This window comes from Pseudomonas sp. NY15356 (assembly GCF_048068175.1).
GTDB classification, from domain to species: Bacteria; Pseudomonadota; Gammaproteobacteria; order Pseudomonadales; family Pseudomonadaceae; genus Aquipseudomonas; species Aquipseudomonas putida_K.
Genome location: NZ_JBLUPW010000005.1, coordinates 151,389 through 172,458, shown reverse-complemented (window position 1 = coordinate 172,458; position 21,070 = coordinate 151,389). Strand labels below are relative to the sequence as shown.

At 62.8% G+C, this 21,070-nt stretch carries 19 protein-coding genes; 4 read left to right on the top strand and 15 right to left on the bottom strand.

All coding sequences use genetic code 11. The annotated features are described in order from the left end of the window. Positions 1-34: 34 nt before the first annotated feature. The 6 genes from ACNFCI_RS06765 to gcl all read right to left on the bottom strand — a co-directional run bounded on the left by ACNFCI_RS06765 (position 35) and on the right by gcl (position 7,613). Complete coding sequence (locus ACNFCI_RS06765; protein ID WP_368830303.1) at positions 35-910, bottom strand: urea transporter; 876 nt, start codon at positions 908-910, stop codon at positions 35-37. A gap of 152 nt (positions 911-1,062) precedes the next feature. Then, a complete protein-coding gene (gene pyk, locus ACNFCI_RS06760; protein WP_084854612.1) occupies positions 1,063-2,478 on the bottom strand; it encodes a pyruvate kinase in 1,416 nt (471 codons plus the stop codon). Then, a complete protein-coding gene (locus tag ACNFCI_RS06755; RefSeq protein WP_084854613.1) occupies positions 2,475-3,749 on the bottom strand; it encodes a glycerate kinase type-2 family protein in 1,275 nt (424 codons plus the stop codon). Before ACNFCI_RS06755 ends, pyk begins: the two co-directional genes overlap by 4 nt. A 230-nt stretch (positions 3,750-3,979) precedes the next feature. Next, positions 3,980-4,957 (bottom strand): 2-hydroxy-3-oxopropionate reductase, encoded by a 978-nt coding sequence (locus tag ACNFCI_RS06750; RefSeq protein WP_416767690.1) that lies wholly within the window; start codon positions 4,955-4,957, stop codon positions 3,980-3,982. Positions 4,958-4,997: 40 nt separating this feature from the next. Continuing rightward, positions 4,998-5,780: a hydroxypyruvate isomerase gene (gene hyi / locus ACNFCI_RS06745; RefSeq protein ID WP_070576732.1), complete on the bottom strand. Its 783-nt coding sequence runs from the start codon at positions 5,778-5,780 to the stop codon at positions 4,998-5,000. 57 nt (positions 5,781-5,837) lie between these two features. Beyond that, positions 5,838-7,613 carry a glyoxylate carboligase gene (gcl, locus tag ACNFCI_RS06740; protein WP_084854615.1) on the bottom strand — a complete coding sequence of 592 codons (1,776 nt, stop codon included), beginning with the start codon at positions 7,611-7,613 and terminating at the stop codon, positions 5,838-5,840. A 256-nt stretch (positions 7,614-7,869) separates the two neighbouring features. On the opposite strand from gcl, the gene ACNFCI_RS06735 reads away from it, so the two are divergent. Then, positions 7,870-8,310 (top strand): GlcG/HbpS family heme-binding protein, encoded by a 441-nt coding sequence (locus ACNFCI_RS06735; protein WP_084854616.1) that lies wholly within the window; start codon positions 7,870-7,872, stop codon positions 8,308-8,310. 71 nt (positions 8,311-8,381) lie between these two features. Here the strand turns inward: ACNFCI_RS06735 and ACNFCI_RS06730 are convergent, their stop codons facing one another. After that, positions 8,382-8,993 carry a TetR/AcrR family transcriptional regulator gene (locus ACNFCI_RS06730; RefSeq protein ID WP_084854617.1) on the bottom strand — a complete coding sequence of 204 codons (612 nt, stop codon included), beginning with the start codon at positions 8,991-8,993 and terminating at the stop codon, positions 8,382-8,384. Between the two features lie 130 nt (positions 8,994-9,123). Here ACNFCI_RS06730 and ACNFCI_RS06725 point away from each other — a divergent pair, with 130 nt between their 5' ends. Then, on the top strand, positions 9,124-10,038 hold the full coding sequence (locus ACNFCI_RS06725) for a DUF808 domain-containing protein (protein WP_084854618.1): 915 nt from the start codon (positions 9,124-9,126) through the stop codon (positions 10,036-10,038). A 128-nt stretch (positions 10,039-10,166) separates the two neighbouring features. Here ACNFCI_RS06725 and ACNFCI_RS06720 read toward each other — a convergent pair whose 3' ends face one another. The 7 genes from ACNFCI_RS06720 to puuE form a co-directional block, all read right to left on the bottom strand. Continuing rightward, on the bottom strand, positions 10,167-10,949 hold the full coding sequence (locus tag ACNFCI_RS06720) for an outer membrane protein OmpK (RefSeq protein ID WP_084854619.1): 783 nt from the start codon (positions 10,947-10,949) through the stop codon (positions 10,167-10,169). A 352-nt stretch (positions 10,950-11,301) separates the two neighbouring features. Continuing rightward, complete coding sequence (locus tag ACNFCI_RS06715) at positions 11,302-12,087, bottom strand: outer membrane protein OmpK (protein ID WP_084854620.1); 786 nt, start codon at positions 12,085-12,087, stop codon at positions 11,302-11,304. A gap of 135 nt (positions 12,088-12,222) precedes the next feature. Further along, positions 12,223-13,575 (bottom strand): nucleobase:cation symporter-2 family protein, encoded by a 1,353-nt coding sequence (locus tag ACNFCI_RS06710; RefSeq protein ID WP_324813808.1) that lies wholly within the window; start codon positions 13,573-13,575, stop codon positions 12,223-12,225. 148 nt (positions 13,576-13,723) lie between these two features. After that, positions 13,724-15,052 carry a urate hydroxylase PuuD gene (locus ACNFCI_RS06705; RefSeq protein WP_084854622.1) on the bottom strand — a complete coding sequence of 443 codons (1,329 nt, stop codon included), beginning with the start codon at positions 15,050-15,052 and terminating at the stop codon, positions 13,724-13,726. 56 nt (positions 15,053-15,108) lie between these two features. Beyond that, positions 15,109-15,612 carry an ureidoglycolate lyase gene (locus tag ACNFCI_RS06700; RefSeq protein ID WP_084854623.1) on the bottom strand — a complete coding sequence of 168 codons (504 nt, stop codon included), beginning with the start codon at positions 15,610-15,612 and terminating at the stop codon, positions 15,109-15,111. Positions 15,613-15,704: 92 nt separating this feature from the next. Continuing rightward, a complete protein-coding gene (uraD, locus tag ACNFCI_RS06695; protein WP_368829661.1) occupies positions 15,705-16,220 on the bottom strand; it encodes a 2-oxo-4-hydroxy-4-carboxy-5-ureidoimidazoline decarboxylase in 516 nt (171 codons plus the stop codon). Beyond that, complete coding sequence (gene puuE, locus ACNFCI_RS06690) at positions 16,220-17,146, bottom strand: allantoinase PuuE (RefSeq protein WP_084854625.1); 927 nt, start codon at positions 17,144-17,146, stop codon at positions 16,220-16,222. The genes uraD and puuE overlap by 1 nt, the downstream gene beginning before the upstream one ends. Positions 17,147-17,534: 388 nt before the next feature. On the opposite strand from puuE, the gene uraH reads away from it, so the two are divergent. Next, a complete protein-coding gene (gene uraH, locus ACNFCI_RS06685) occupies positions 17,535-17,888 on the top strand; it encodes a hydroxyisourate hydrolase (protein ID WP_084854626.1) in 354 nt (117 codons plus the stop codon). A 537-nt stretch (positions 17,889-18,425) separates the two neighbouring features. On the opposite strand, the gene ACNFCI_RS06680 is transcribed toward uraH, so the two are convergent. After that, a complete protein-coding gene (locus tag ACNFCI_RS06680) occupies positions 18,426-19,775 on the bottom strand; it encodes an NCS2 family permease (protein ID WP_084854627.1) in 1,350 nt (449 codons plus the stop codon). A 354-nt stretch (positions 19,776-20,129) separates the two neighbouring features. On the opposite strand from ACNFCI_RS06680, the gene ACNFCI_RS06675 reads away from it, so the two are divergent. Further along, positions 20,130-20,885 carry a GntR family transcriptional regulator gene (locus ACNFCI_RS06675; protein ID WP_084854628.1) on the top strand — a complete coding sequence of 252 codons (756 nt, stop codon included), beginning with the start codon at positions 20,130-20,132 and terminating at the stop codon, positions 20,883-20,885. The last annotated feature ends 185 nt before the right edge of the window (positions 20,886-21,070 follow it).

Here is a 21,070-nt window from a genome sequence, read left to right as displayed (position 1 = left end):
CATTGTGCGATGGCCTGAGCCTAGGGGCTGCGTTCTAGCTGTGCAAGCGGTCTGCGTTGCGGCGCTGGGCCGATTGCGCCAGGTGGCTGCCCAGGTGCATCAGCCAGCAGGCGACGACGAAGGGTGCGGTCAGGCCAGCGATAGGCATCAGGTTGAATAAAGGCTGCAGCAACAGTGCCATGGCGATGGCCAACAATGTCACCCAGGCACGTTCGCCCTGGCGGCTGAAGGCCAGCGCGGCGAGCGCTGCGTTGAAACCGAACAGCCCCATCCAGGCAGCCTGGGCCTCGCCCGCCAGCAGGGCGACACCGCCGCCGACGGCCGAGCCGATCAACGCCCAGAGTGCGGCATAGGGGTTGGCGATGAACATGCCGATGACGATCAGCAGGCCGGCCAGCGGGTTGTCCAGCAGGAAGATCTGGCCGACACCACGTAGCAAGGCATACAACGGGTTGGCCTCGGTGTAGAGGGCCGGCATGGGCTCTGCCACCAACAGGGTGGCCCAGCCCAGCAGCACGAAAGGTGCGGTGTAGGCGATCAGCAGCTTGCCGCCGCGCTTGCGCCATTGGTGCGTGAGGATGCTGGAAAGGCCGCCGGCGGCGATGATCAGCGGTGGCATGATGGCCGACCAGGGCAGCAGCGCGGCAATCAGCAGGCCGATCAGTACGCCGTTGTAGCAGTACAGGCCGGCCTGGCGATCGGCACGTTCGTAACCGCGGCGCTGGGCGGTCAGCAGCCCGGCCAGGGCGCCGAGCAGGGCGCCGCCGACCAGGTTCGGGGCGGTGACCAGGATGGCCAGCAGGCAGCACAGGCCGCACAAGGGATTGCGCAGCAGCAGTACCTGGCTGAAGCCGTTGAGCAAGGCCGTGGCCCAGTCGGGGCACGGGTTGACGAAATTCTTGGTGTACATGGGGCAGTCGGGAAGGTGGATGGAAGAGCGGAGGGCCTCTTCGGGCCTCGGGTTTTCCGCAGGTTTCATGGATCGGTGTAACGGGAGGGCTCGCCCTCCAATCGCCGGCAAGCCGGCTCCCACAGGGGGGCGCACAGCGCCCCCCGGCATTCTCAGACCAAGGTCTCGATCCGCAGCGTATTAGTCGTCCCTGGCTTGCCGAAAGGCACACCGGCGGTGATCAGCAGCGTGTCGCCGCGGCTGGCCATGCCTTGGGCCTGGGCAATTTCCAGCGCAGTGGAAACGACCTCATCGACTTGGCGCAGGCGATCGTTGACCACCGAGTGCACGCCCCAGGTCACGCTCAGGCGGCGGGCGGTGGAGAGGTTCGGCGTCAGGTTGAGGATCGGTGCGCGTGGCCGTTCGCGGGCAGCGCGCAGGGTCGAGGAGCCCGACTCGCTGTAGTTGACCAGCACGGCCACCGGCAGGATGCCACTGATGCGGCGAATCGCGCAGCTGATGGCGTCCGAGACCGTGGCTTCGGCCTTGGGCCGGCCGACGTCGAGCTGGGCCTGGTAGTCCGGGCCGTTCTCCACCTGGCGGATGATCTTGCTCATCATCTGCACGGCTTCGAGCGGGTAGTCGCCCGAGGCGGTCTCGGCCGACAGCATGACTGCGTCGGTGCCTTCGGCCACGGCGTTGGCCACGTCGGTGACCTCGGCGCGGGTCGGGGCAGGGGAGAAGCGCATCGACTCGAGCATTTGGGTCGCCACCACCACGGGTTTACCCAGCTGGCGGCAGGTGCCGATGATGCGTTTCTGGATCTGCGGCACGCTTTCGGCCGGCACTTCCACACCCAGGTCGCCACGGGCGACCATGATCGCGTCGGACAGCTCGGCGATCGCCTGCAACTGCTCGACCGCCGACGGCTTCTCGATCTTGGCCATCAGGTAGGCGCGCTCGCCGATCAGTTGACGGGCTTCGACGATGTCTTCCGGGCGCTGGACGAACGACAGGGCCACCCAGTCCACGCCCAGGTCCAGGCCGAAGGCCAGGTCGCGGCGGTCTTTCTCGGTCAGCGGGCTGAGGTCGAGTACGGCCTGGGGCACGTTCACGCCCTTGCGGTCGGACAGCTCGCCGCCGGCAACCACCTCGGTGTCGATGGCGTCGCTGTGCTTGGCGGTCACCCGCAGGCGCAGCTTGCCGTCATCGAGCAGCAGGTCCATGCCCGGTTCCAGCGCAGCGATGATCTCGGGGTGGGGCAGGTTGACCCGGCGGCTGTCGCCCGGGGTGGTGTCCAGGTCCAGGCGCAGGGCCTGGCCGCGTTGCAGCTGCACCTTGCCGTCGGCGAAACGGCCGACGCGCAGCTTGGGCCCTTGCAGGTCCATGAGGATGCCCAGCGGATAGTTCAGCTGTTGCTCCACTTCGCGGATCCACTGGTAGCGCAGGGCGTGGTCGGCGTGCTCGCCATGGCTGAAGTTCAGGCGGAAGATGTTCACGCCGGCTTCGACCAGTTGGCGGATATCGTCGACGCCTTTGATCGCAGGGCCCAGGGTTGCGAGGATTTTGACTTTCTTGTCTGGCGTCATGATGGCTGAGTCTCGAGGATCAGGATGGCACGGAAGTCGTTGACGTTGGTGCGGGTCGGCTCGGTGACGATCAGCGCATCCAGTGCGGCGAAGTAGCCATAGCCGTTGTTGTTGTCCAGCTCGTCGGACGCCGACAGGCCCAGGGCCTCGGCGTTGGCATAGCTTTGCGGGGTCATGATGGCGCCGGCGTTCTCCTCGGAGCCGTCGATGCCGTCGGTGTCCCCGGCCAGGGCGTAGACACCCGGCAGGCCCTTGAGGTTTTCGGTCAGGCTGAGCAGGAACTCGGCGTTGCGCCCGCCACGGCCGTTGCCGCGCACGGTGACCGTGGTCTCGCCGCCGGACAGGATGATGCAAGGCGCCTTGAGCGGCTGGCCGTGCAGCACGATCTGCCGTGCGATACCGGCGTGCACCTTGGCCACTTCGCGCGACTCACCTTCCAGGTCACCCAGGATCAGCGGACTGAAGCCCGCTTGGCGAGCCTTGACGGCCGCGGCCTCGAGCGACTGCTGGGGCTTGGCGATCAACTTGAAGTGGCTGCGCGCCAGGGCTGGGTCGTCGGCCTTGACGGTTTCCGAGGCGGGGTTGTTGAGCCAGTCGATGACGGCCTTGGGCGCTTCGATGTCGTAGCGCTTGAGGATGGCCAGGGCATCGGCCGAGGTGCTCGGGTCGGCCACGGTGGGGCCGGAGGCGATGACGGTGGCCAGGTCCCCGGGGACGTCGGAGATGGCATAGGTGTAGACCGTCGCCGGCCAGCAGGCCTTGGCCAGGCGACCGCCCTTGATCGCCGAGAGGTGCTTGCGCACGCAGTTCATCTCGCCGATGGTGGCGCCGGATTTGAGCAGGGCCTTGTTGATCTGTTGCTTGTCGGCCAGGGTTAGGCCTTCGGCAGGCAGGGCCAGCAGGGCCGAGCCGCCACCAGAGAGCAGGAAGATCACCCGGTCGTCTTCATTGAGGTTGCTGACCAGCTCCAGCACGCGCTTGGCCACGGCCAGGCCGGCGGCATCGGGGACCGGGTGGGCGGCTTCGACCACTTCGATCTTCTGGCAGTTGGCGCCATGGCCGTAGCGGGTCACGACCAGGCCGGACACCTCGCCCTGCCAGCTCTTCTCGACCACCTCGGCCATGGCCGCAGCAGCCTTGCCGGCGCCGATGACGATGACGCGGCCGGTGCGGTCGGTGGGGAGGTGGGGTTCCAGGACCTGGCGGGGGTGAGCGGCGGCGATGGCCGTATCGAACAGCTCGCGGAGAATTCTTTGTGGATCGACCGACATGGCAGGCTCCCAAAATCTTATTGTTCTGCAGAATCGAAAACGCCCCTGGAACTGCCTCCGTGCAGGCCGAACCAGGGGCGGGTGTTGCTCGGTGTCACCGTTGAGCCTGTGGTCGCAGGTCCAAAGGTGTGGATTTCATCGCCGGCAAGCCGGCTCCCACAGGTACAGCGGAGTACTTCGGGCTAGTGGGAGCCGGCTTGCCGGCGATTGGGCTGCAAGGCAGCCCCTTGTCACTTGTCGTCGCGGATCGAGAAGTTGGCCATGTGCTCCAGGCCTTTGATCAGCGCCGAGTGGTCCCAGTTGCCGCCGCCCAGGGCAACGCAGGTGCTGAACACTTGCTGGGCGTTGGAGGTGTTGGGCAGGTTGATGCCCAGCTCCTTGGCGCCTTGCAGGGCCAGGTTCAGGTCCTTCTGGTGCAGGTTGATGCGGAAGCCTGGGTCGAAGGTGCCCTTGATCATGCGCTCGGCGTGCACTTCGAGGATCTTCGAGGAGGCGAAGCCGCCCATCAGCGCTTCACGTACCTTGGCTGGGTCCGCGCCGTTCTTGGCAGCGAACAGCAGGGCTTCGCCGACGGCCTGGATGTTCAGGGCGACGATGATCTGGTTGGCGACCTTGGCGGTCTGGCCGTCACCGTTGCCACCGACGCGGGTGATGTTCTTGCCCATGGCTTCGAACAGCGGCAGGGCGCGCTCGAAGGCTTTCGGGCAGCCACCGACCATGATGCTCAGGGTGCCGGCCTTGGCGCCGACTTCGCCGCCGGACACCGGGGCGTCCAGGTAGGCAGCGCCGGTGGCCTTGATCTTCTCGGCGAAGGCCTTGGTCGCGGTAGGGGAGATCGAGCTCATGTCGATCACCACCTTGTTCGGGCCGACGCCTTCGGCCACGCCATTCTCACCGAACAGGACCGCTTCTACCTGCGGGGTGTCCGGGACCATGACGATGATGAATTCGGCTTCCTGGGCCACTTCCTTCGGGTTGGCCAGGGCGACGGCGCCAGCGGCGACCAGGTCGGCCGGGGCGGCGTCGTGGTGAGTGGAGACGAACAGGCTGTGACCTGCCTTTTGCAGGTTCTGGGCCATTGGTTTGCCCATGATGCCGGTGCCGATGAAACCGATTTTAGCCATGACAATGTGCCTCTTTGTATTTGTTCGCGGAGCCTGTAGGAGCGGGCTTGTCCCGCGATGGCGGCGGTGAATCCGCCATCGCAATCGCGGGGCGAGCCCGCTCCTACAGGTCGGTGTTCAATCTTTAGATTGCGTTATGGGTCTTCAGCCAGCCCAGGCCTGCTTCGGTGGTGGTCAGCGGCTTGTATTCCGCGCCCACCCAGCCCTGGTAACCGATGCGGTCCAGGTGCTCGAACAGGAAGCGATAGTTGATCTCGCCGGTGCCTGGTTCGTTGCGGCCGGGGTTGTCGGCCAGCTGGATGTGGTTGATCAGCTTCAGGTTGGCTTCCATGGTACGAGCCAGGTCACCTTCCATGATCTGCATGTGGTAGATGTCGTATTGCAGGAACAGGTTGTCGCTGCCGACTTCGGCCTGGATTTCCAGGGCCTGCTTGGTGGTGTTCAGGTAGAAGCCCGGGATATCGCGGGTGTTGATCATTTCCATGACCAGGCGGATACCGGCGGCCTTGAGCTTGTCGGCGGCGTACTTGAGGTTGTCGACGAAGGTCTTGCGCACGGTGGCGCAGTCCGGGCCTTGCGGGCGGATACCGGCCAGGCAGTTGACTTGGGTGTTGCCCAGGACCTTGGCGTATTCGATGGCCTTGTCGACACCTGCGCGGAATTCCTCGACGCGCTCGGGGTTGCAGGCGATGCCGCGCTCGCCCTTGCCCCAGTCACCGGCCGGCAGGTTGAACAGCACCTGGGTCAGGCCGTGGGCATCGAGCTGTTGCTTGATCTCGGCGGCGCTGAAATCGTACGGGAAGAGGTATTCGACACCGCTGAAACCAGCGTCGGCGGCGGCCTTGAAGCGGGCCAGGAAGTCCTGCTCGGTGAACAGCATGGACAGGTTGGCAGCGAAGCGAGGCATGGTTGTCTCCTTGCAGATGAAGGCCCCCGGCACAGCCGGCGCGGGGGCGTCAGGCGGTCAGTCCAGCATCGAGATCGCGGTAGGCGCGTCGTTGCCGACCAGGGCGAGGTCTTCGAACTCGTTGACCGCGTTGATCTCGGTACCCATGGAAATGTTGGTCACGCGCTCGAGGATCACTTCGACCACCACCGGCACGCGGAACTCTTCGGCCATCTTCTGCGCCTTGAGCAGGGCAGGGGCGATTTCAGCCGGCTCGAACACACGCAGTGCCTTGCAGCCCAGGCCCTCGACCACGGCCACGTGATCGACGCCGTAGTTGTTGGCCTCGGTGGCGTTGATGTTCTCGAACGCCAGTTGTACACAGTAATCCATGTCGAAGCCACGCTGGGCCTGGCGGATCAGGCCGAGGTAGGCGTTGTTCACCAGTACGTGGACGTACGGCAGGTTGAACTGCGCGCCCACGGCCAGCTCTTCGATCATGAATTGGAAGTCGTAGTCACCGGACAGCGCGACGACCTTGCGCTTGGGGTCAGCCTTGACCACACCCAGGGCAGCCGGAATGGTCCAGCCCAGCGGGCCGGCCTGGCCGCAGTTGATCCAGTGGCGTGGCTTGTACACGTGCAGGAACTGGGCGCCGGCGATCTGCGACAGGCCGATGGTGCTGACGTAGCAGGTGTCCTTGCCGAAGACCTGGTTCATTTCTTCATAGACGCGCTGCGGCTTGACCGGCACGTTGTCGAAGTGGGTCTTGCGCTGCAGGCTCGACTTGCGCTGCTGGCAGTCTTCCAGCCACTCGCGGCGGCACTTGAGCTTGCCGGCGGCTTTCCACTCGCGGGCCACTTCCAGGAACGCGTCCAGTGCCGCGCCTGCGTCGGAAACGATACCCAGGTCCGGGGTGAACACACGGCCGATCTGGGTCGGTTCGATGTCCACGTGAACGAACTTGCGGCCTTCGGTGTAGACGTCGACGGAGCCGGTGTGACGGTTGGCCCAACGGTTACCGATACCGAACACCAGGTCGGACTTGAGCAGGGTGGCGTTGCCGTAGCGGTGCGAAGTCTGCAGGCCGACCATGCCGACCATCTGTGGGTGGTCGTCCGGGATGGTGCCCCAGCCCATCAGGGTCGGGATGACCGGTACACCGGTCAGTTCGGCGAATTCGACCAGTTTTTCGCTGGCATCGGCGTTGATCACGCCGCCGCCGGAAACGATCAGCGGGCGCTCGGCTTCGTTGAGCATGGCCAGGGCTTTTTCAGCCTGGACACGGTTGGCGGCTGGCTTGTGCACCGGCAGCGGCTCGTAGGCGTCGATGTCGAATTCGATCTCGGCCATCTGCACGTCGAACGGCAGGTCGATCAGCACAGGGCCTGGGCGGCCGGTGCGCATTTCGTAGAAGGCCTTCTGGAAGGCGTAGGGCACCTGGCCTGGCTCCAGAACGGTGGTCGCCCACTTGGTGACTGGCTTGACGATGTTGGTGATGTCGACGGCCTGGAAGTCTTCCTTGTGCAGGCGGGCACGAGGCGCTTGGCCGGTGATGCAGAGAATTGGGATGGAGTCGGCCGAAGCGCTGTACAGGCCGGTGACCATGTCGGTGCCGGCTGGGCCGGAGGTGCCGATGCACACACCGATGTTGCCCGGGTTGGCGCGGGTGTAACCCTCGGCCATGTGGGAAGCGCCTTCGACGTGGCGAGCGAGGACGTGATCGATGCCACCGACTTTCTTCAGGGCCGAGTACAGCGGGTTGATGGCTGCCCCCGGGATGCCGAACGCGGTATCTACACCTTCACGGCGCATGACCAGAACGGCTGCATCGATTGCTCTCATTTTGCTCATGGTTTGTGCCTCATCGATTTTGTAATTGTATACAACTTGCTTTGCGACAGAGTGTATTCACGCTCGACGCCCTAGGTCAATCCATTTTCATCTGTAGAAGTGGCTTTCGTCGGGAAGCCGGTGAAAACGGCATTTCGTCTGATCGTGCACGATAGTCTAAAAATATTGTATACAAAAAATCTGGCCGTTGTGTTCTATTGTCGTATCGGTTTTCAACTGCCCTCAGGGCTTCTCACAACAAGAAGAGGACCTTTCCATGAACGCATTGACCCTGAAAGTCGCCGTCAGCCTGGTGAACGCCGCGCTGGACGCCGGTCGCAAGATCAACGCCGCCCCCTTGACGGTGGCGGTACTGGACGCCGGTGGGCATCTGCTCGCGCTGCAGCGCGAGGACGGCGCCAGCTTGCTGCGCCCGCAGGTGGCCATGGGCAAGGCCTGGGGGGCTGTCGCCCTGGGCAAGGGCTCGCGCCTGCTGGCGCTGGATTCGCAACAACGGCCGGCTTTCTTCGCGGCGCTCAATGGCCTGGGCGAGCGTCCGGTGGTACCGGCGCCGGGTGGTGTGCTGATTCGCGATCAGGACGGCAAGGTGCTGGGTGCGGTAGGGATCAGCGGCGATACGTCGGATATCGACGAGCAGTGCGCGATCAGTGCGATCGAGGAGGTGGGGCTGACGGCGGATGCCGGAGTGGTGGCGTAAGCGTCTGAAATCCTGGGGCCGCTGCGCGGCCCGTTCGCGGCACAAGGGCTGCGTAGCGGCCCCGCTTTTTATCAGGCCGCCTCGGGCTCGCAGCCTTTGAGCACCAGGCGGATGATGGTTTCGGCCGCCGCTTCGTAGTCGGTGTCGGACAGCTTGGCCTTGCCGGTGATCACCGAGATCTGCCAGTCGAAGTCGGCGTAGGTCTGGGTCGCCGCCCAGATGCTGAACATCAGGTGGTGCGGATCGACCGGGGCGATCTGCTTGCGCTCGATCCAGCGCTGGATACACTCGATGTTGTGCCGCGCCTGCTCGTTGAGCTGCTGCACCTGGTTGGGCGACAGGTGCGGGGCGCCATGCATGATCTCGCTGGCGAACACCTTCGACGCATGGGGCAGGTCACGGGAGATGCGGATCTTCGAGCGGATGTAGCCGCTGAGCACCTCCTTGGGATCGCCGTCGGCGTTGAATGGCGTGGAAGCCTGCATGATCGGCGCGATGATGCTCTCCAGGACCTCGCGATAGAGGTTTTCCTTGGATTTGAAGTAGTAGTACACGTTCGGCTTGGGCAGGCCAGCCTTGGCGGCGATGTCGCTGGTCTTGGTGGCGGCGAAGCCCTTGTCGGCGAATTCTTCGCTGGCCGCGCGCAGGATCAGCTCCTTGTTGCGCTCGCGAATGGTGCTCATGTCGGGAATCTTCCTTTGTCTGGCCACCTCTAAAGAGGGTCCGGCATGGTAGCACCCGCCTTGTCGGGCGCTCAAGGCAGCCGCTTTGGGCTAGACTTCGGCCCATTCAACCCATTGGAAACACGCAAACATGGCAGGAAGCAGTCTACTGGTACTGATCGACGACATTGCTACGGTGCTCGACGATGTCTCGGTGATGACCAAGGTCGCGGCGAAGAAGACCGCAGGCGTGTTGGGCGACGATCTGGCACTCAATGCTCAGCAGGTCACTGGCGTGCGTGCCGACCGGGAACTGCCGGTAGTCTGGGCGGTGGCCAAGGGGTCGTTGGTCAACAAGGCGATCCTGGTGCCGGCGGCCTTGCTGATCAGTGCGTTCATTCCCTGGGCGGTGACCCCGCTGCTGATGCTCGGTGGCGCCTTCCTGTGCTACGAAGGCTTCGAGAAGCTCGCGCACAAGCTCCTGCACAGCAAGGCCGAGGATGCGACGCAGCATGCGGCGCACACCGAAGCCCTGGCCGACCCGAACATCGACCTGGTGGCCTATGAAAAGGACAAGATCAAAGGCGCGGTGCGCACCGACTTCATCCTCTCGGCCGAAATCATCGCCATCACCCTGGGCATCGTTGCCGATTCACCGCTGACGCAGCAGATCGTCGTGCTCTCGGGCATCGCCGTGGTGATGACCATCGGGGTGTATGGGCTGGTGGGTGGCATCGTCAAGCTCGACGACTTGGGGCTGTGGCTGACCACCAAGGCATCCGGGCTGGCCCAGGCGGTGGGCAATGGCATCCTGCGCGCGGCGCCCTACATGATGAAGAGCCTCTCGGTGATCGGCACTGCGGCCATGTTCCTGGTCGGCGGCGGCATCCTGGTGCATGGCATCGAGCCGCTGCACCACGCCATCGAGGCCTTCAGCGAAGGGCGCGGCGGTGCCTTGACCGGAGGCGTGCTCAACGGCCTGGCCGGCGTGGTGGCCGGGGCGGTGGTGCTGGCCGTGGTGAGTGGGGTGGGCAAGGTGTGGAAGGCGCTGCGGCCGGCCAGGTGACCGTGGAGGATGGCCGGGGCAAGCCCCCGGATCGCGGGACAAGCCCGCTCCCACAGTCAGGAAGCGCCCTACGCCTGTAGGAGCGGCCTTGCGCCGCGAAAGGGCTGCGCAGCAGCCCCCGCGCACCGTCAGAAGTGATACTTGAGCAGGAAGCTCATGGTGTTCTGGTCGGTGGTGAACGCATCGCTGTCCTTGATGCCGTACTTGTTCTTCCAGTAATCGTACTCGATACCCACGTACAGCTGCTTCTGGCCGATCTTCAGCGCCTTGCCCAGGTCGTACTTGACCTGTGGATTGAAGTGCAGGTTGGCCTGGTAGGTGCCGCGGCGGTTCTCGTCGTTGTCCACCACCCAATCCATGAATCCGTCGATCAGGATGTCAGACGAACCCACAGGCAGCGTGTAGGACCACACCGGGGTGATCTGCCAGACGTTGTCACCCGGGCGGCTGCCGTCGGTGGTGCGCTGGTAGAAGTTCAACTGGAAGTAGTCGAAGCCCGGGATATCCAGGTCGAAGCCTGGGCCGATCAGGTAGGCCTCGGTGTCGCCTTCGCCGAACTCGTAGGTCATGGCCAGCAGCACGTCCTTGACCGGGCCGAACGAGAGCTTCTGGTCGAAGATCTTGCCGAACGACAACCGCGGACTGATTTCGCCGTAGTAGGTGTTCGGGCCATTGCCGGCGTCTTTCTTGCCCTGGTAGAAGATCTTGTCGAAGAAGATGAAGTTGTCCCCGTACTTCCAGCCATCGGCATGCTCGAAAGTGAAGGTCTGCTGGGTTTCCGGGTTCACCTTGAAGTTCTTGCCCCACAGGTAGGTGAGGCTGTTGTTCTGCCATTGCAGCAGATCGCCGGCGAACGTGGCTCCGGATGCCAGCAGGCCGCCGGCGAGTATCAGGCTATTGATGGTACGCATTGCGAAGGTCGCTCCCTTGAGTCAGATCTGTTGTCAGCGCTCTTTGGCGCTATTCTTGTCTTTCGAGTCAGCTTTTTTCGATTGGCCACAGTTGTTTGGCAAGAGCTGCGCCAACTTTCCGGGTTGGTCACAACCATCCTGCTCGACTTCGTTCTGAACGGATGAAAAGGGTGTTTCAGGCTGGCAACACGTTGGCCAACCGCCCGAATTCATTGACTGAGCGGTCAGGAAACGCGGGCAGGATCCTTCCTGCCCTGATCGAGGGGGCGCGCAGATTACTCACTTGCGCGCTGGGCCTCAAGTGCTCCGTCCTGGCGCACTATGGCATAAAACCTGATCTTTGAGTCAACTTTTAGAAGTGAACTTTCACCAAGGCGCTGGTTACGCTCTGGTTGCTGTCGATGTTGCCTTGGCTGTCGATGCCGTACTTGTCCTTCCAGTAGCTGTATTCGATACCCACATAGAGCTGCTTGGCGCCCCAGTTCAGGGCCTTGCCCAGGTCGTACTTGACCTGTGGGTTGAACTGCAGGTTGGAATGGTAGGTGCCGCGGCGGGTCTGGTCGTTGTCCACCACCCAGTCGATGTAGCCATCGATGAGGATGTCGGATTTGCCCACCGGAATGGTGTAGGACCAGTTCGGGGTGATCTGCCAGACATCATCCCCGGGGCGGCTGCCCTCGGTATTACGCCAGTAGAAGTTCAGGTTGAAATAGTTGAAGCCAGGCACTGCCAGGCTGAAGCCGGGGCCGATCAGGTAGGTCTCGTTGTCGCCTTCGCCGCGCTCGTAGGTCATGGCCAGCAGGACGTCCTTGATCGGGCCGAACTCGAGCTTGCGGTCGAAGATCTTGCCGAACGACAGGCGCGGGCTGAACTCACCGTAGTAGGTGGTCGGGCCTTTGGTGGCATCGGCCTGGCCGTTGTAGAAGGTCTTGTCGATGAACAGGAAGGTGTCGCCGTATTTCCACCGGTTGGCGTGTTCGAACGTCACCGTCTGCTGGATGCCTGGGTTGACCTTGAAGTCCTTGCCGTACAGGTACGTCAGGCTTTCGCCGTGCCACTCCAGCCAGTCGCCTGCGACGGCGGGGAGGGTGGCCAGCAGGCTGCTGCCCAGCAACAGGGACGAGGTGATGCGCTTCATGTTGTGATTCCCGGTTCTTGTTCTTGTTTGTGGTTTTTTCGGCGCGCAGGCGCCCCGTACGGCCCACGAGCGTGGGCCGACGGTGTTGCGGTTACTGCGGGGAAGAGCAGGGCGGCAATGCAGCCGCCCGACCACTCAGTGCTGATGCGCGGCGTTGTGCACGGCGCGCTCGGCACCGCCGAGGATGTTGAACAGCAGGTTCAACACCAGGGCGCTCACCGTGGCCATGGCGATGCCGCTGTGGGTGATGGGTTCCATCCACTGGGGCATCTGGGCGAAGAACTCCGGACGGACCACAGGGATCAGGCCGAAGCCGACGCTGACCGCGACCAGCAGCTGGTTGCGACGGTCGGAGATGTCCGCTTCCTGGAGGATCTTGATGCCCGTGGCAGTGACCATGCCGAACATGGCGATGGACGCGCCGCCCAGTACCGCAGGTGGGATCGAGGCAATCAGGAAGGCCGCCTTCGGCAGCAGGCTGAGGAGGATCAACAGGGCGCCGGCCACGATGGTGACATAGCGGCAGCGCACCCCAGTCATCTGCACCAGGCCGATGTTCTGGGCGAAGGAGGAGTGGGTGAAGGTATTGAAGAAGCCGGCGACGAACGACGCCCCCGCGTCGCACATCAGGCCGCGCCGCAGCATGCCAGGGGTGACTTCACGGTCGGTGACCTTGCCCAGGGCGAGGAACATGCCGGTGGATTCCACGAAGATGATCACCACCACCAGACACATGGACAGGATCGGTGCCAGGCTGAAGGTCGGCATGCCGAAGTGCAGTGGAGTGACCACTTGCACCCACGGTGCCTCGGACAGGCCGGACAGGTCGACCATGCCGATGGAGCCGGCCAGGATGTAGCCCAGGCCCATGCCTACCAGTACCGAGACATTGACCCAGAACCCACGCATGAAACGGTTGATCAGCAGGATCACTGCCAGTACCAGGCCGGCAACCAGCAGGTAGATGGGCGAGCCGAAGGTATCGGCTTCATGGCCACCACCGGCCCAGTTGACCGCGACCGGGAACAACGACAGGCCGATCGAGGTGATCACGGTGCCGGTGACCAGAGGCGGGAAGAACCGCACCACCTTGGACATGAACGGCGCGATCAGCATGCCGAAGAAACCGGCCGCGATGGTCGCGCCGAAAATCCCCTGCAGGCCGACGCCCGGCATGCCGGCCATGGCGACCATGCTGCCGACGGCAGCGAAGCTGGCCCCCATCATCACCGGCATGCGAATGCCGACGGGACCGATACCGAACGATTGGACCATGGTGGCAACGCCTGCGACCAGCAGGTCGGCGTTGATCAGGAAGGCAACTTCTTCACGAGACAGCCCGGCGGCCTGGCCAATGATCAAAGGCACGGCGATCGCGCCTCCGTACATCAGCAATACATGTTGCAGGCCCACCAGGATCAGTTGGAACAGGGGCAGAGGCTGTCGTGGGGGCGCAACGGGGATGTACGCCTTGCGGGACTCGGACATGCAGCACCTCGAGTTTTGTTTTTATTCTCGGATCCAAGCGTCGGGCTCCGGAGGGGCAGGCCCGAAGGCCTGGGGTTTCCCCTGTGGAGCCCTAGCTCGATGCTAGCTACGTACTACTTACAGCTTGACGTGTGTTACAGCGTGCAACTCAGTTGACCGGAGCGCCCTTGGCGATCCAGGCACCGACCATGTTGCGTTCTTCCTGGGTCATCTGGGTGATGTTGCCCAGTGGCATGATCTGGCTGGCGACGGCTTGCGCCTGGATGCGCGCGGCCTGGGCCTGGATCTGTTGCGGGGTGTCGAACATCACGCCGGCAGGGGCGGCGCTGAACAGCGGGCTGGTCGGCTTGGCCGAGTGGCACACGGTGCAGCGTTCCTGGATGACGGTGTGGATCTTCTCGAAACCACCGGGTGCGGCCTGGGCGGTAGCCTGGGCTGGCGCCTCGGCCGGTGCTGCAGGCGCCTCGGCGGCCTTGGTGGCCTCTTCGGCGCGCTGTTCGGCAGCGGTCTTGCCACCGATGGCGGTCGCCGGCAGCGGCTGGTACTCGATCTTCGCCGCGGCTTGCTCAGGTGCGGTAGGCATCGGCTTGGGGCCGGTCACGTAGGCCAGGCAGATCATCGCCAGGGCGCCGACAGGCAGGGTCCAGGCGTACTTGTTGCTGTCATGGCGGGTGTTGAAGTAGTGACGGATCAATACCGCAGCCACTGCGATCCCGGCCAGGATCAGCCAGTTGTACTGGCTGCCGTAGGTGCTCGGGAAGTGGTTGCTGATCATGATGAACAGCACCGGCAGGGTGAAGTAGTTGTTGTGGCGCGAACGCAGCAGGCCCTTGGCCGGCAGGACCGGATCAGGGGTTTCGTTCTTTTCGATGGCCGCCACCAGCTGGCGCTGGGCCGGCATGATGATGCGGAACACGTTACCGACCATGATGGTGCCGATGATCGCGCCGGTATGCAGGTACGCACCACGGCCGCTGAATACCAGGCTGAAGCCGAAGCAGGCAGCGATGATCAGGACGAACAGCACGGCACCGAGCAGGGCCGGGCGCTTGCCCAGGGGCGAATCGCAGAGGAAGTCATAGATGAACCAGCTTGCCACCAGCGAGCCGATACCGATGGCCACGCCCTCGGCACCGCTCAGGGTGCTGCCAGGGGCCAGCAGGTAGAGGGTCGGGTTCCAGTAGAACACCACGCAGAGCAGGGCGATACCGGACATCCAGGTGAAGTAGGCTTCCCATTTGAACCAGTGCAGGTTCTCGGGCATCTTCGGCGGGGCCAGCTTGTACTTCTCGAGGTGGTAGATACCACCACCGTGGATGGCCCAAAGGTCACCCGACAGCCCGTCACGCGGATTGCTCCGGTTCAGGTTGTTTTCCAGCCAGACGAAGTAGAACGAGGCACCAATCCAGGCGATGCCGGTGATCATGTGAACCCAGCGAATGCTCAGGTTCAGCCATTCGTGAAGGTGTGCTTCCACAGTATTTACCTCTTGCCGGTCACGACCCGGGCGAACCCTGGATGACCGACCTTTTCTTATTGGTGGGGATTGAGGACCAGCATCTGTTCCTCGGTGAAGTAATGCTCGTCGCAGTTGTTGCCGGAACCACTGCGATCAACCACCAGGAAGTCATCCCGCTTTTCGATCGTCAGCACCGGGTGGTGCCAGACGCCGCGATGGTAATTAACGCCCTGCCTGCCATTACTGCGGAAGGCTCGGACCAAGCCTGATACAGGTGCATCGCCAACTGGCGCGACCACGATCAGAAAGGGGTTGCCGAGCAGCGGGATGAAAGCCTGGCTGCCCAGCGGATGGCGTTCCAGCATGCGTACGGTCAGTGGCATCTCCAGAGCGTCGGCGCGGAAGATGCTGATGATCGCTTTGTCCTCGGGCTCGGCGGTCTCGACCGTGGCGAGCTTGTGGAAGCGCATGGTCGACCCGTTGTTGATCATGAAGTGGTCGCTGCCATCGGTTTCGATCACGTCACCGAACGGGGCGAAGGCTTCTTTGGTCAGGGGCTCGATCACTAAAGTGCGCATGCGGTTATCTCTTTGTTCTATGTTCTGTTTGGGGGTGGGCCGGCCCCGGGGCGAATGTATCGCGCAGTCGGGGCCGGGCATCGCACCGTCTTTTAAAGCTGCAGCAGGCGGAACAGCGCGATCAGGTTGATCTGCGCCAGGGCTTCCTTGAATTCGGCATCGACATCGTTGTGGATGCGTTTTTCGAAGGAGGCGAGGATCTGGTGCCGGTTGCTGCCCTTGACCGCCATGATGAACGGGAATTGGAACTTGGCCTTGTAGGCGTCGTTGAGTTCGGTGAAGCGCGCGAACTCTTCGGCGGTGCACTGGTGGATACCGGCGCCGGCCTGTTCGTTGGTGCTCGACTCGGTCAGCTCGCCCTGGATGGCGGCCTTGCCTGCCAGGTCCGGGTGAGCGTTGATCAGGGCCAGCTGGTCTTCATAGCTGGCGCTGAGCAGGATGTCGCTCATGCGCTGGTGCAGCGCTTCGATCTCGTCCAGTTCAGCCAGCTGACCCAGGTCATAGGCTTTCTCGGCAACCCACGGCGAGTGCTCGTAGATGTCGGCGAAGGCTTCGACGAAGGCGTCGCGGGCCAGGGTCGATGGCTTGAGGGTCTTGAAAGCGGTCATCAGGCGTTCTCGTTCTTGTACGGGTGGGTGGCGTGCCAGTGGCGGGCGATGTCGACGCGACGGGCGAACCAGACCTGGTCGTGGCTCTTGGCGTATTCGATGAAGCGCTTGAGTGCGGCCAGGCGGGCCGGGCGGCCGACCAGGCGGCAGTGCAGGCCGATCGACAGCATCTTCGGTGCTTCGGCGCCTTCTGCGTAGAGCACGTCGAAGGCGTCCTTGAGGTACTGGAAGAACTGCTCGCCGCAGTTGAAGCCCTGGACCTGGGTGAAGCGCATGTCGTTGGTGTCCAGGGTGTACGGGATCACCAGGTGCGGTTTGCCGGTCGGGTTGTTCGGCTCCCAGTAGGGCAGGTCGTCATCGTAGGTGTCGCTGTCGTAGAGGAAGCCACCTTCCTCCATCACCAGGCGGCGGGTGTTCGGGCCGGTGCGGCCGGTGTACCAGCCCAGCGGGCGTTCGCCGGTGAGTTCGGTGAGGATGCGGATGGCCTCGAGCATGTGCTCGCGTTCCTGGGCCTCGTCCATGTACTGGTAGTCGATCCAGCGGTAGCCGTGGCTGCAGATCTCATGACCGGCTTCGACCATGGCGCGGATCACGTCAGGGTGGCGTTGGGCGGCCATGGCGACGGCGAAGATGGTCAACGGCACGCCGGTGTCCTTGAACAGCTTGAGCAAGCGCCATACGCCGGCACGGCTGCCGTATTCATAGAGCGATTCCATGCTCATGTTGCGCACGCCTTGCAGGGGCTGGGCGGCAACCATCTCGGACAGGAAGGCTTCGGACTCCTTGTCACCGTGCAGGACGTTGCGTTCGCCACCTTCTTCATAGTTGAGCACGAAGGACAGAGCGATGCGTGCATTCCCCGGCCATTGCGGGTGAGGTGGGTTGTTGCCGTAACCGATCAGGTCGCGAGGGTAGTCAGCGCTCACTGCAGTCTTCCTTCTTGTTCGTTGGTGCGTGGGGTGGGCGGCCCGCGTCGGGTTGTCGCACCACCGGATGGGGTGATTGTATACAACTTCTGAAATCTTTTGTAAGCCTGTTTTTCCGCATTTCTTCCCATTTGTCGGTTGAGAATGTATTGCAAGAAACCTGCCTGGTCGGTCAGCTAATGACGACGTCGTCGGCACGGGGCCTGTCTTTCCAGCCGTTGGTGTATTTACAAGCAGGGCAGGGGGGTAGTGCAAGAGGTGTTCAAAAAATTGTGTACAATTTCTCGGGAAAATGTCTTAATGGCTCCATTCCCGCACACCGCAGGCCCCTGGCGCGGTGATTGCCGTGTATTTTTTGCCCACGCATATGACAAGAGGCGACAAGCAAATGGGACGTTTGACTACACACGTACTGGATGCCGCTCACGGCTGCCCGGGCAACTCGATCAAGGTCGAGCTGTACCGTGTCGAAGGCCAACAGCTGGAGCTGGTGAACACCGCCCTGACCAACAGCGACGGCCGCGTCGACGCGCCGTTGCTGCAGGGTGACGATTACCGTACCGGGGTGTACCAGCTGCAATTCAGCGCCGGCGACTACTACCGTGCTCGCGGTGTGAAACTGCCTGAAACCGCATTTCTGGATGTTGTCGTGCTGCGCTTTGGTATCGATCAGAACCAGGAGCACTACCATGTGCCGCTGCTGATCTCGCCGTACAGTTACTCGACCTATCGTGGAAGCTAGTTGGTCGCTAGAAGAATCTTCGTAGGTCCTTAGCCCGCTCTCACACTGGCGGGCTTTTTTTTGTCTTGGATATTCAGTGGGGCGGTGGGCTCTTGGAGCTATCGCGGGACAAGCCCACCAATCAATATGATTTTTCGCCGCCACCGCCGCTTTCGCTCTTGCTTTTCCTACGCTACAGCCCAGGCGCCGTCAATCGCGACGTCAGGAGGCCGAGCGTAGGCATTGCGGAGGTGGGTGCCAGGCATGGATGCCTGGCAAGCGGCGCAGGGCCATGGATGGCCCTTTGCCGCGCCCCGCTGGGAGCAATGCCGAAGCGAGGGAACCCCGGCGCGCAGCGCCGGGGCCGGATGCAGGAGCCAGCGGTTTTTGCCTACTTTTGCCCAAGAGCAAAAGTAGGTCGCCGTAAAGGCGAAAAGCGCCAGTGGCGCCACCGCCGCAAATGAATATTTACACTTTCTATAAGCCCAAGCCCAAGCCCAAGCCCAAGCCCAAGCCCAAGCCCAAGCCCAAGCCCAAGCCCAAGCTCAAGCCCAAGCCTCAAAGAAACACAAACTTGGCAATAAAGATCACGCACAGCACCCACAAGCTAGCGGAAATCTCCTTGAACTTCCCGGTCCCCGCCTTGAGCGCCACATAGCTGATAAAGCCCAGGGCAATCCCATCCGCCACCGAGAACGTCAACGGCATCATGATCACAGTCACGATCGCCGGAATCGCATCGGTCGCCTCGTCCCAGTGAATATGCGCCATGCTCCCCATCATCAGCATCGCTACATAGATCAGCGCCCCCGCCGTGGCATACGCTGGGATCATCCCCGCCAGCGGTGCAAAGAACATGGCCGCGACGAACAGCAGGCCAACCACGACAGCGGTCAGGCCCGTCCGGCCACCGGCGGCAACCCCTGCGGCACTTTCCACGTAGCTCGTCACCGGCGGAACCCCCACCGCAGCACCGAACACACTCGAGGCACTGTCCGCCTTCAATGCGCGCGACAGGTTTTCGATGCGCCCGTCGTCAGCCACCAGGCCAGCCCGCTGGGCCACGCCCATCAAGGTGCCGGCGGTGTCGAACATATGCACGAAGAGGAACGCCAGCACCACGCTGATCATGCTGACGTTGAACACCCCGGCAACGTCCATGGCCATCCAGGTCGGCGCCAGGCTCGGAGGCAGCGAGAACACCCCGCCGTATTGCACCAGCCCCAGGCCCCAACCCGCCAGGGTCACGGCGATGATGCTGATCAGGATGGCGCCGAATACCCGGTGGTAGCTGAGCACGGCGATCATCAGGAAGCACACCGCCGCCAGCAGCGGGCCTGGCTCATGCAGCGAACCGAGCTTGATCAGCGTGGCCGGGCTGTCGACGACGATACCCGCGGTCTTGAGGCCGATCAGGCCGAGGAACAGCCCGACGCCAGCACCCATGGCATGGCGCAGGCTCACGGGAATGCTGTTGAGCAGCCATTCGCGTACCCGCGAAAGCGTCAGCAGCATGAACAGTACGCCGGAGACGAATACCGCGCCCAGCGCCGCCTCCCAGGTGTAGCCCATGGTACCGACCACGGTATAGGTGAAGAACGCATTGAGCCCCATGCCCGGGGCCAGGCCAACCGGCCAGTTGGCGTACAGGCCCATCAGCAGGCAGCCAAGGGCTGCGGCGATGCAGGTGGCGACGAACGCTGCACCGTGGTCGATACCGGCGTCGGCCATGATGTTGGGATTGACGAAGATGATGTAGGCCATGGTGATGAAGGTGGTCACCCCGGCGATCAGCTCGGTCCTGACGGTGCTGCCATGTCGCTTGAGTTTGAAAATCCGTTCCAGCCAGCTCGTTTCGAGCGGTGGAGCGAGATCCAGCGTAGGGGCTTCGGATTTGCGGCTTTCCACAGCGAGTACTCCTCAAGTCTTTCTTGTTGTTTCGGAGCCTGGTCCTGCGCCATGCACTTGGGCGGCTCCGCGAGGGGATTTGGCAGACGTCCGACCGTTTGTTGACTTTCGGGTCAAGAAGTTGCTCGCAGGATTATGCGTTTGTGTACAAATAATGCAAATAATGTTTTATCTTTTGTGGGCGAAATACGACGCATAGTGGCTATATGGCGAAGGCCACCTGCAGAAACCGGTATGCCTGTGTACAATAGGCCGATACCTTGATCCCTTTTTTCTTTCCAGGACTTGCCAGCCACCCTCTGACGGGTATTACAGTCAAGGTCCCGACTGGCGGATCCTCGTGCTCGAGAGCCCATGAACGAACAGCTGCAACCTCTGAAGAAACCTGCGCGCAATGGCAAGGCCGGCCGCAGCGGTACCCAGGACGATATCGTCTATGCGCATATTTTCGAGGCGATCCTCGAGCAGCGACTGGCTCCGGGCACCAAGTTGAGCGAGGAAGCGCTGGGCGAAATCTTCGGCGTCAGCCGCACCATTATCCGCCGCGCCCTGTCGCGCCTGGCCCATGAAAGCGTCGTGCTGCTGCGGCCCAACCGTGGTGCGGTCGTGGCCAGCCCCACGGTGGAGGAGGCACGCCAGGTGTTCTTTTCCCGTCGCATGGTCGAGCGCGCCATCACCGAGCTTGCGGTGCAGCATGCCACCATCGAGCAACTGAACGAGCTGCGCCAGATGGTCCGAGAGGAGCGCGACAGCTTCTCCCGCGGTGATCGAGGCGCCGGGATCCGGCTTTCGGGCGAGTTCCACCTCAAGCTGGCGGAAGCCGCGGGCAATGCACCCTTGATCAGCTTCCAGCGCAGCCTGGTGTCCCAGACCTCACTGATCATCGCCCAGTACGAGAGCGGCAACCGCTCGCACTGCTCCTATGACGAGCACATGCAACTGATCGATGCCATCGAGGCCCGCGACGGCGAACTGGCGGTGAGCCTGATGATGCACCACATGGACCACATCGACACCAAGCTCAACCTGGATGAGGAAGGCGCCTCGGACGACCTGCACGCGGTATTCTCGCATTTGCTGAAAAAGCCCAAGGCCTCGGTCAAGGGTTGATCGTTTGCCGGTTTTTTCGTCGATCGGCCACTCAGGTGTCTAGACACTCCAGCTACTGGCTGGCTTGGGCGCGTGGGGCCTGGCCACTACCCTGTGGAGTATTTTCGAGCGTCGCCCCGCCTGATCTGGAAGAGCGCCGTATACTTGCTATAGGTTGAGCGGTGCCAAAGATCTACCGCAATTTC

Coding starts and splice junctions, on each gene's coding strand:
- ACNFCI_RS06765 (WP_368830303.1), bottom strand. CDS start 910: ATGTACACCAAGAATTTCGTCAACCCGTGCCCCGACTGGGCCACGGCC.
- pyk (WP_084854612.1), bottom strand. CDS start 2,478: ATGACGCCAGACAAGAAAGTCAAAATCCTCGCAACCCTGGGCCCTGCG.
- ACNFCI_RS06755 (WP_084854613.1), bottom strand. CDS start 3,749: ATGTCGGTCGATCCACAAAGAATTCTCCGCGAGCTGTTCGATACGGCC.
- hyi (WP_070576732.1), bottom strand. CDS start 5,780: ATGCCTCGCTTCGCTGCCAACCTGTCCATGCTGTTCACCGAGCAGGAC.
- gcl (WP_084854615.1), bottom strand. CDS start 7,613: ATGAGCAAAATGAGAGCAATCGATGCAGCCGTTCTGGTCATGCGCCGT.
- ACNFCI_RS06735 (WP_084854616.1), top strand. CDS start 7,870: ATGAACGCATTGACCCTGAAAGTCGCCGTCAGCCTGGTGAACGCCGCG.
- ACNFCI_RS06730 (WP_084854617.1), bottom strand. CDS start 8,993: ATGAGCACCATTCGCGAGCGCAACAAGGAGCTGATCCTGCGCGCGGCC.
- ACNFCI_RS06725 (WP_084854618.1), top strand. CDS start 9,124: ATGGCAGGAAGCAGTCTACTGGTACTGATCGACGACATTGCTACGGTG.
- ACNFCI_RS06720 (WP_084854619.1), bottom strand. CDS start 10,949: ATGCGTACCATCAATAGCCTGATACTCGCCGGCGGCCTGCTGGCATCC.
- ACNFCI_RS06715 (WP_084854620.1), bottom strand. CDS start 12,087: ATGAAGCGCATCACCTCGTCCCTGTTGCTGGGCAGCAGCCTGCTGGCC.
- ACNFCI_RS06710 (WP_324813808.1), bottom strand. CDS start 13,575: ATGTCCGAGTCCCGCAAGGCGTACATCCCCGTTGCGCCCCCACGACAG.
- ACNFCI_RS06700 (WP_084854623.1), bottom strand. CDS start 15,612: ATGCGCACTTTAGTGATCGAGCCCCTGACCAAAGAAGCCTTCGCCCCG.
- uraD (WP_368829661.1), bottom strand. CDS start 16,220: ATGACCGCTTTCAAGACCCTCAAGCCATCGACCCTGGCCCGCGACGCC.
- uraH (WP_084854626.1), top strand. CDS start 17,535: ATGGGACGTTTGACTACACACGTACTGGATGCCGCTCACGGCTGCCCG.
- ACNFCI_RS06675 (WP_084854628.1), top strand. CDS start 20,130: ATGAACGAACAGCTGCAACCTCTGAAGAAACCTGCGCGCAATGGCAAG.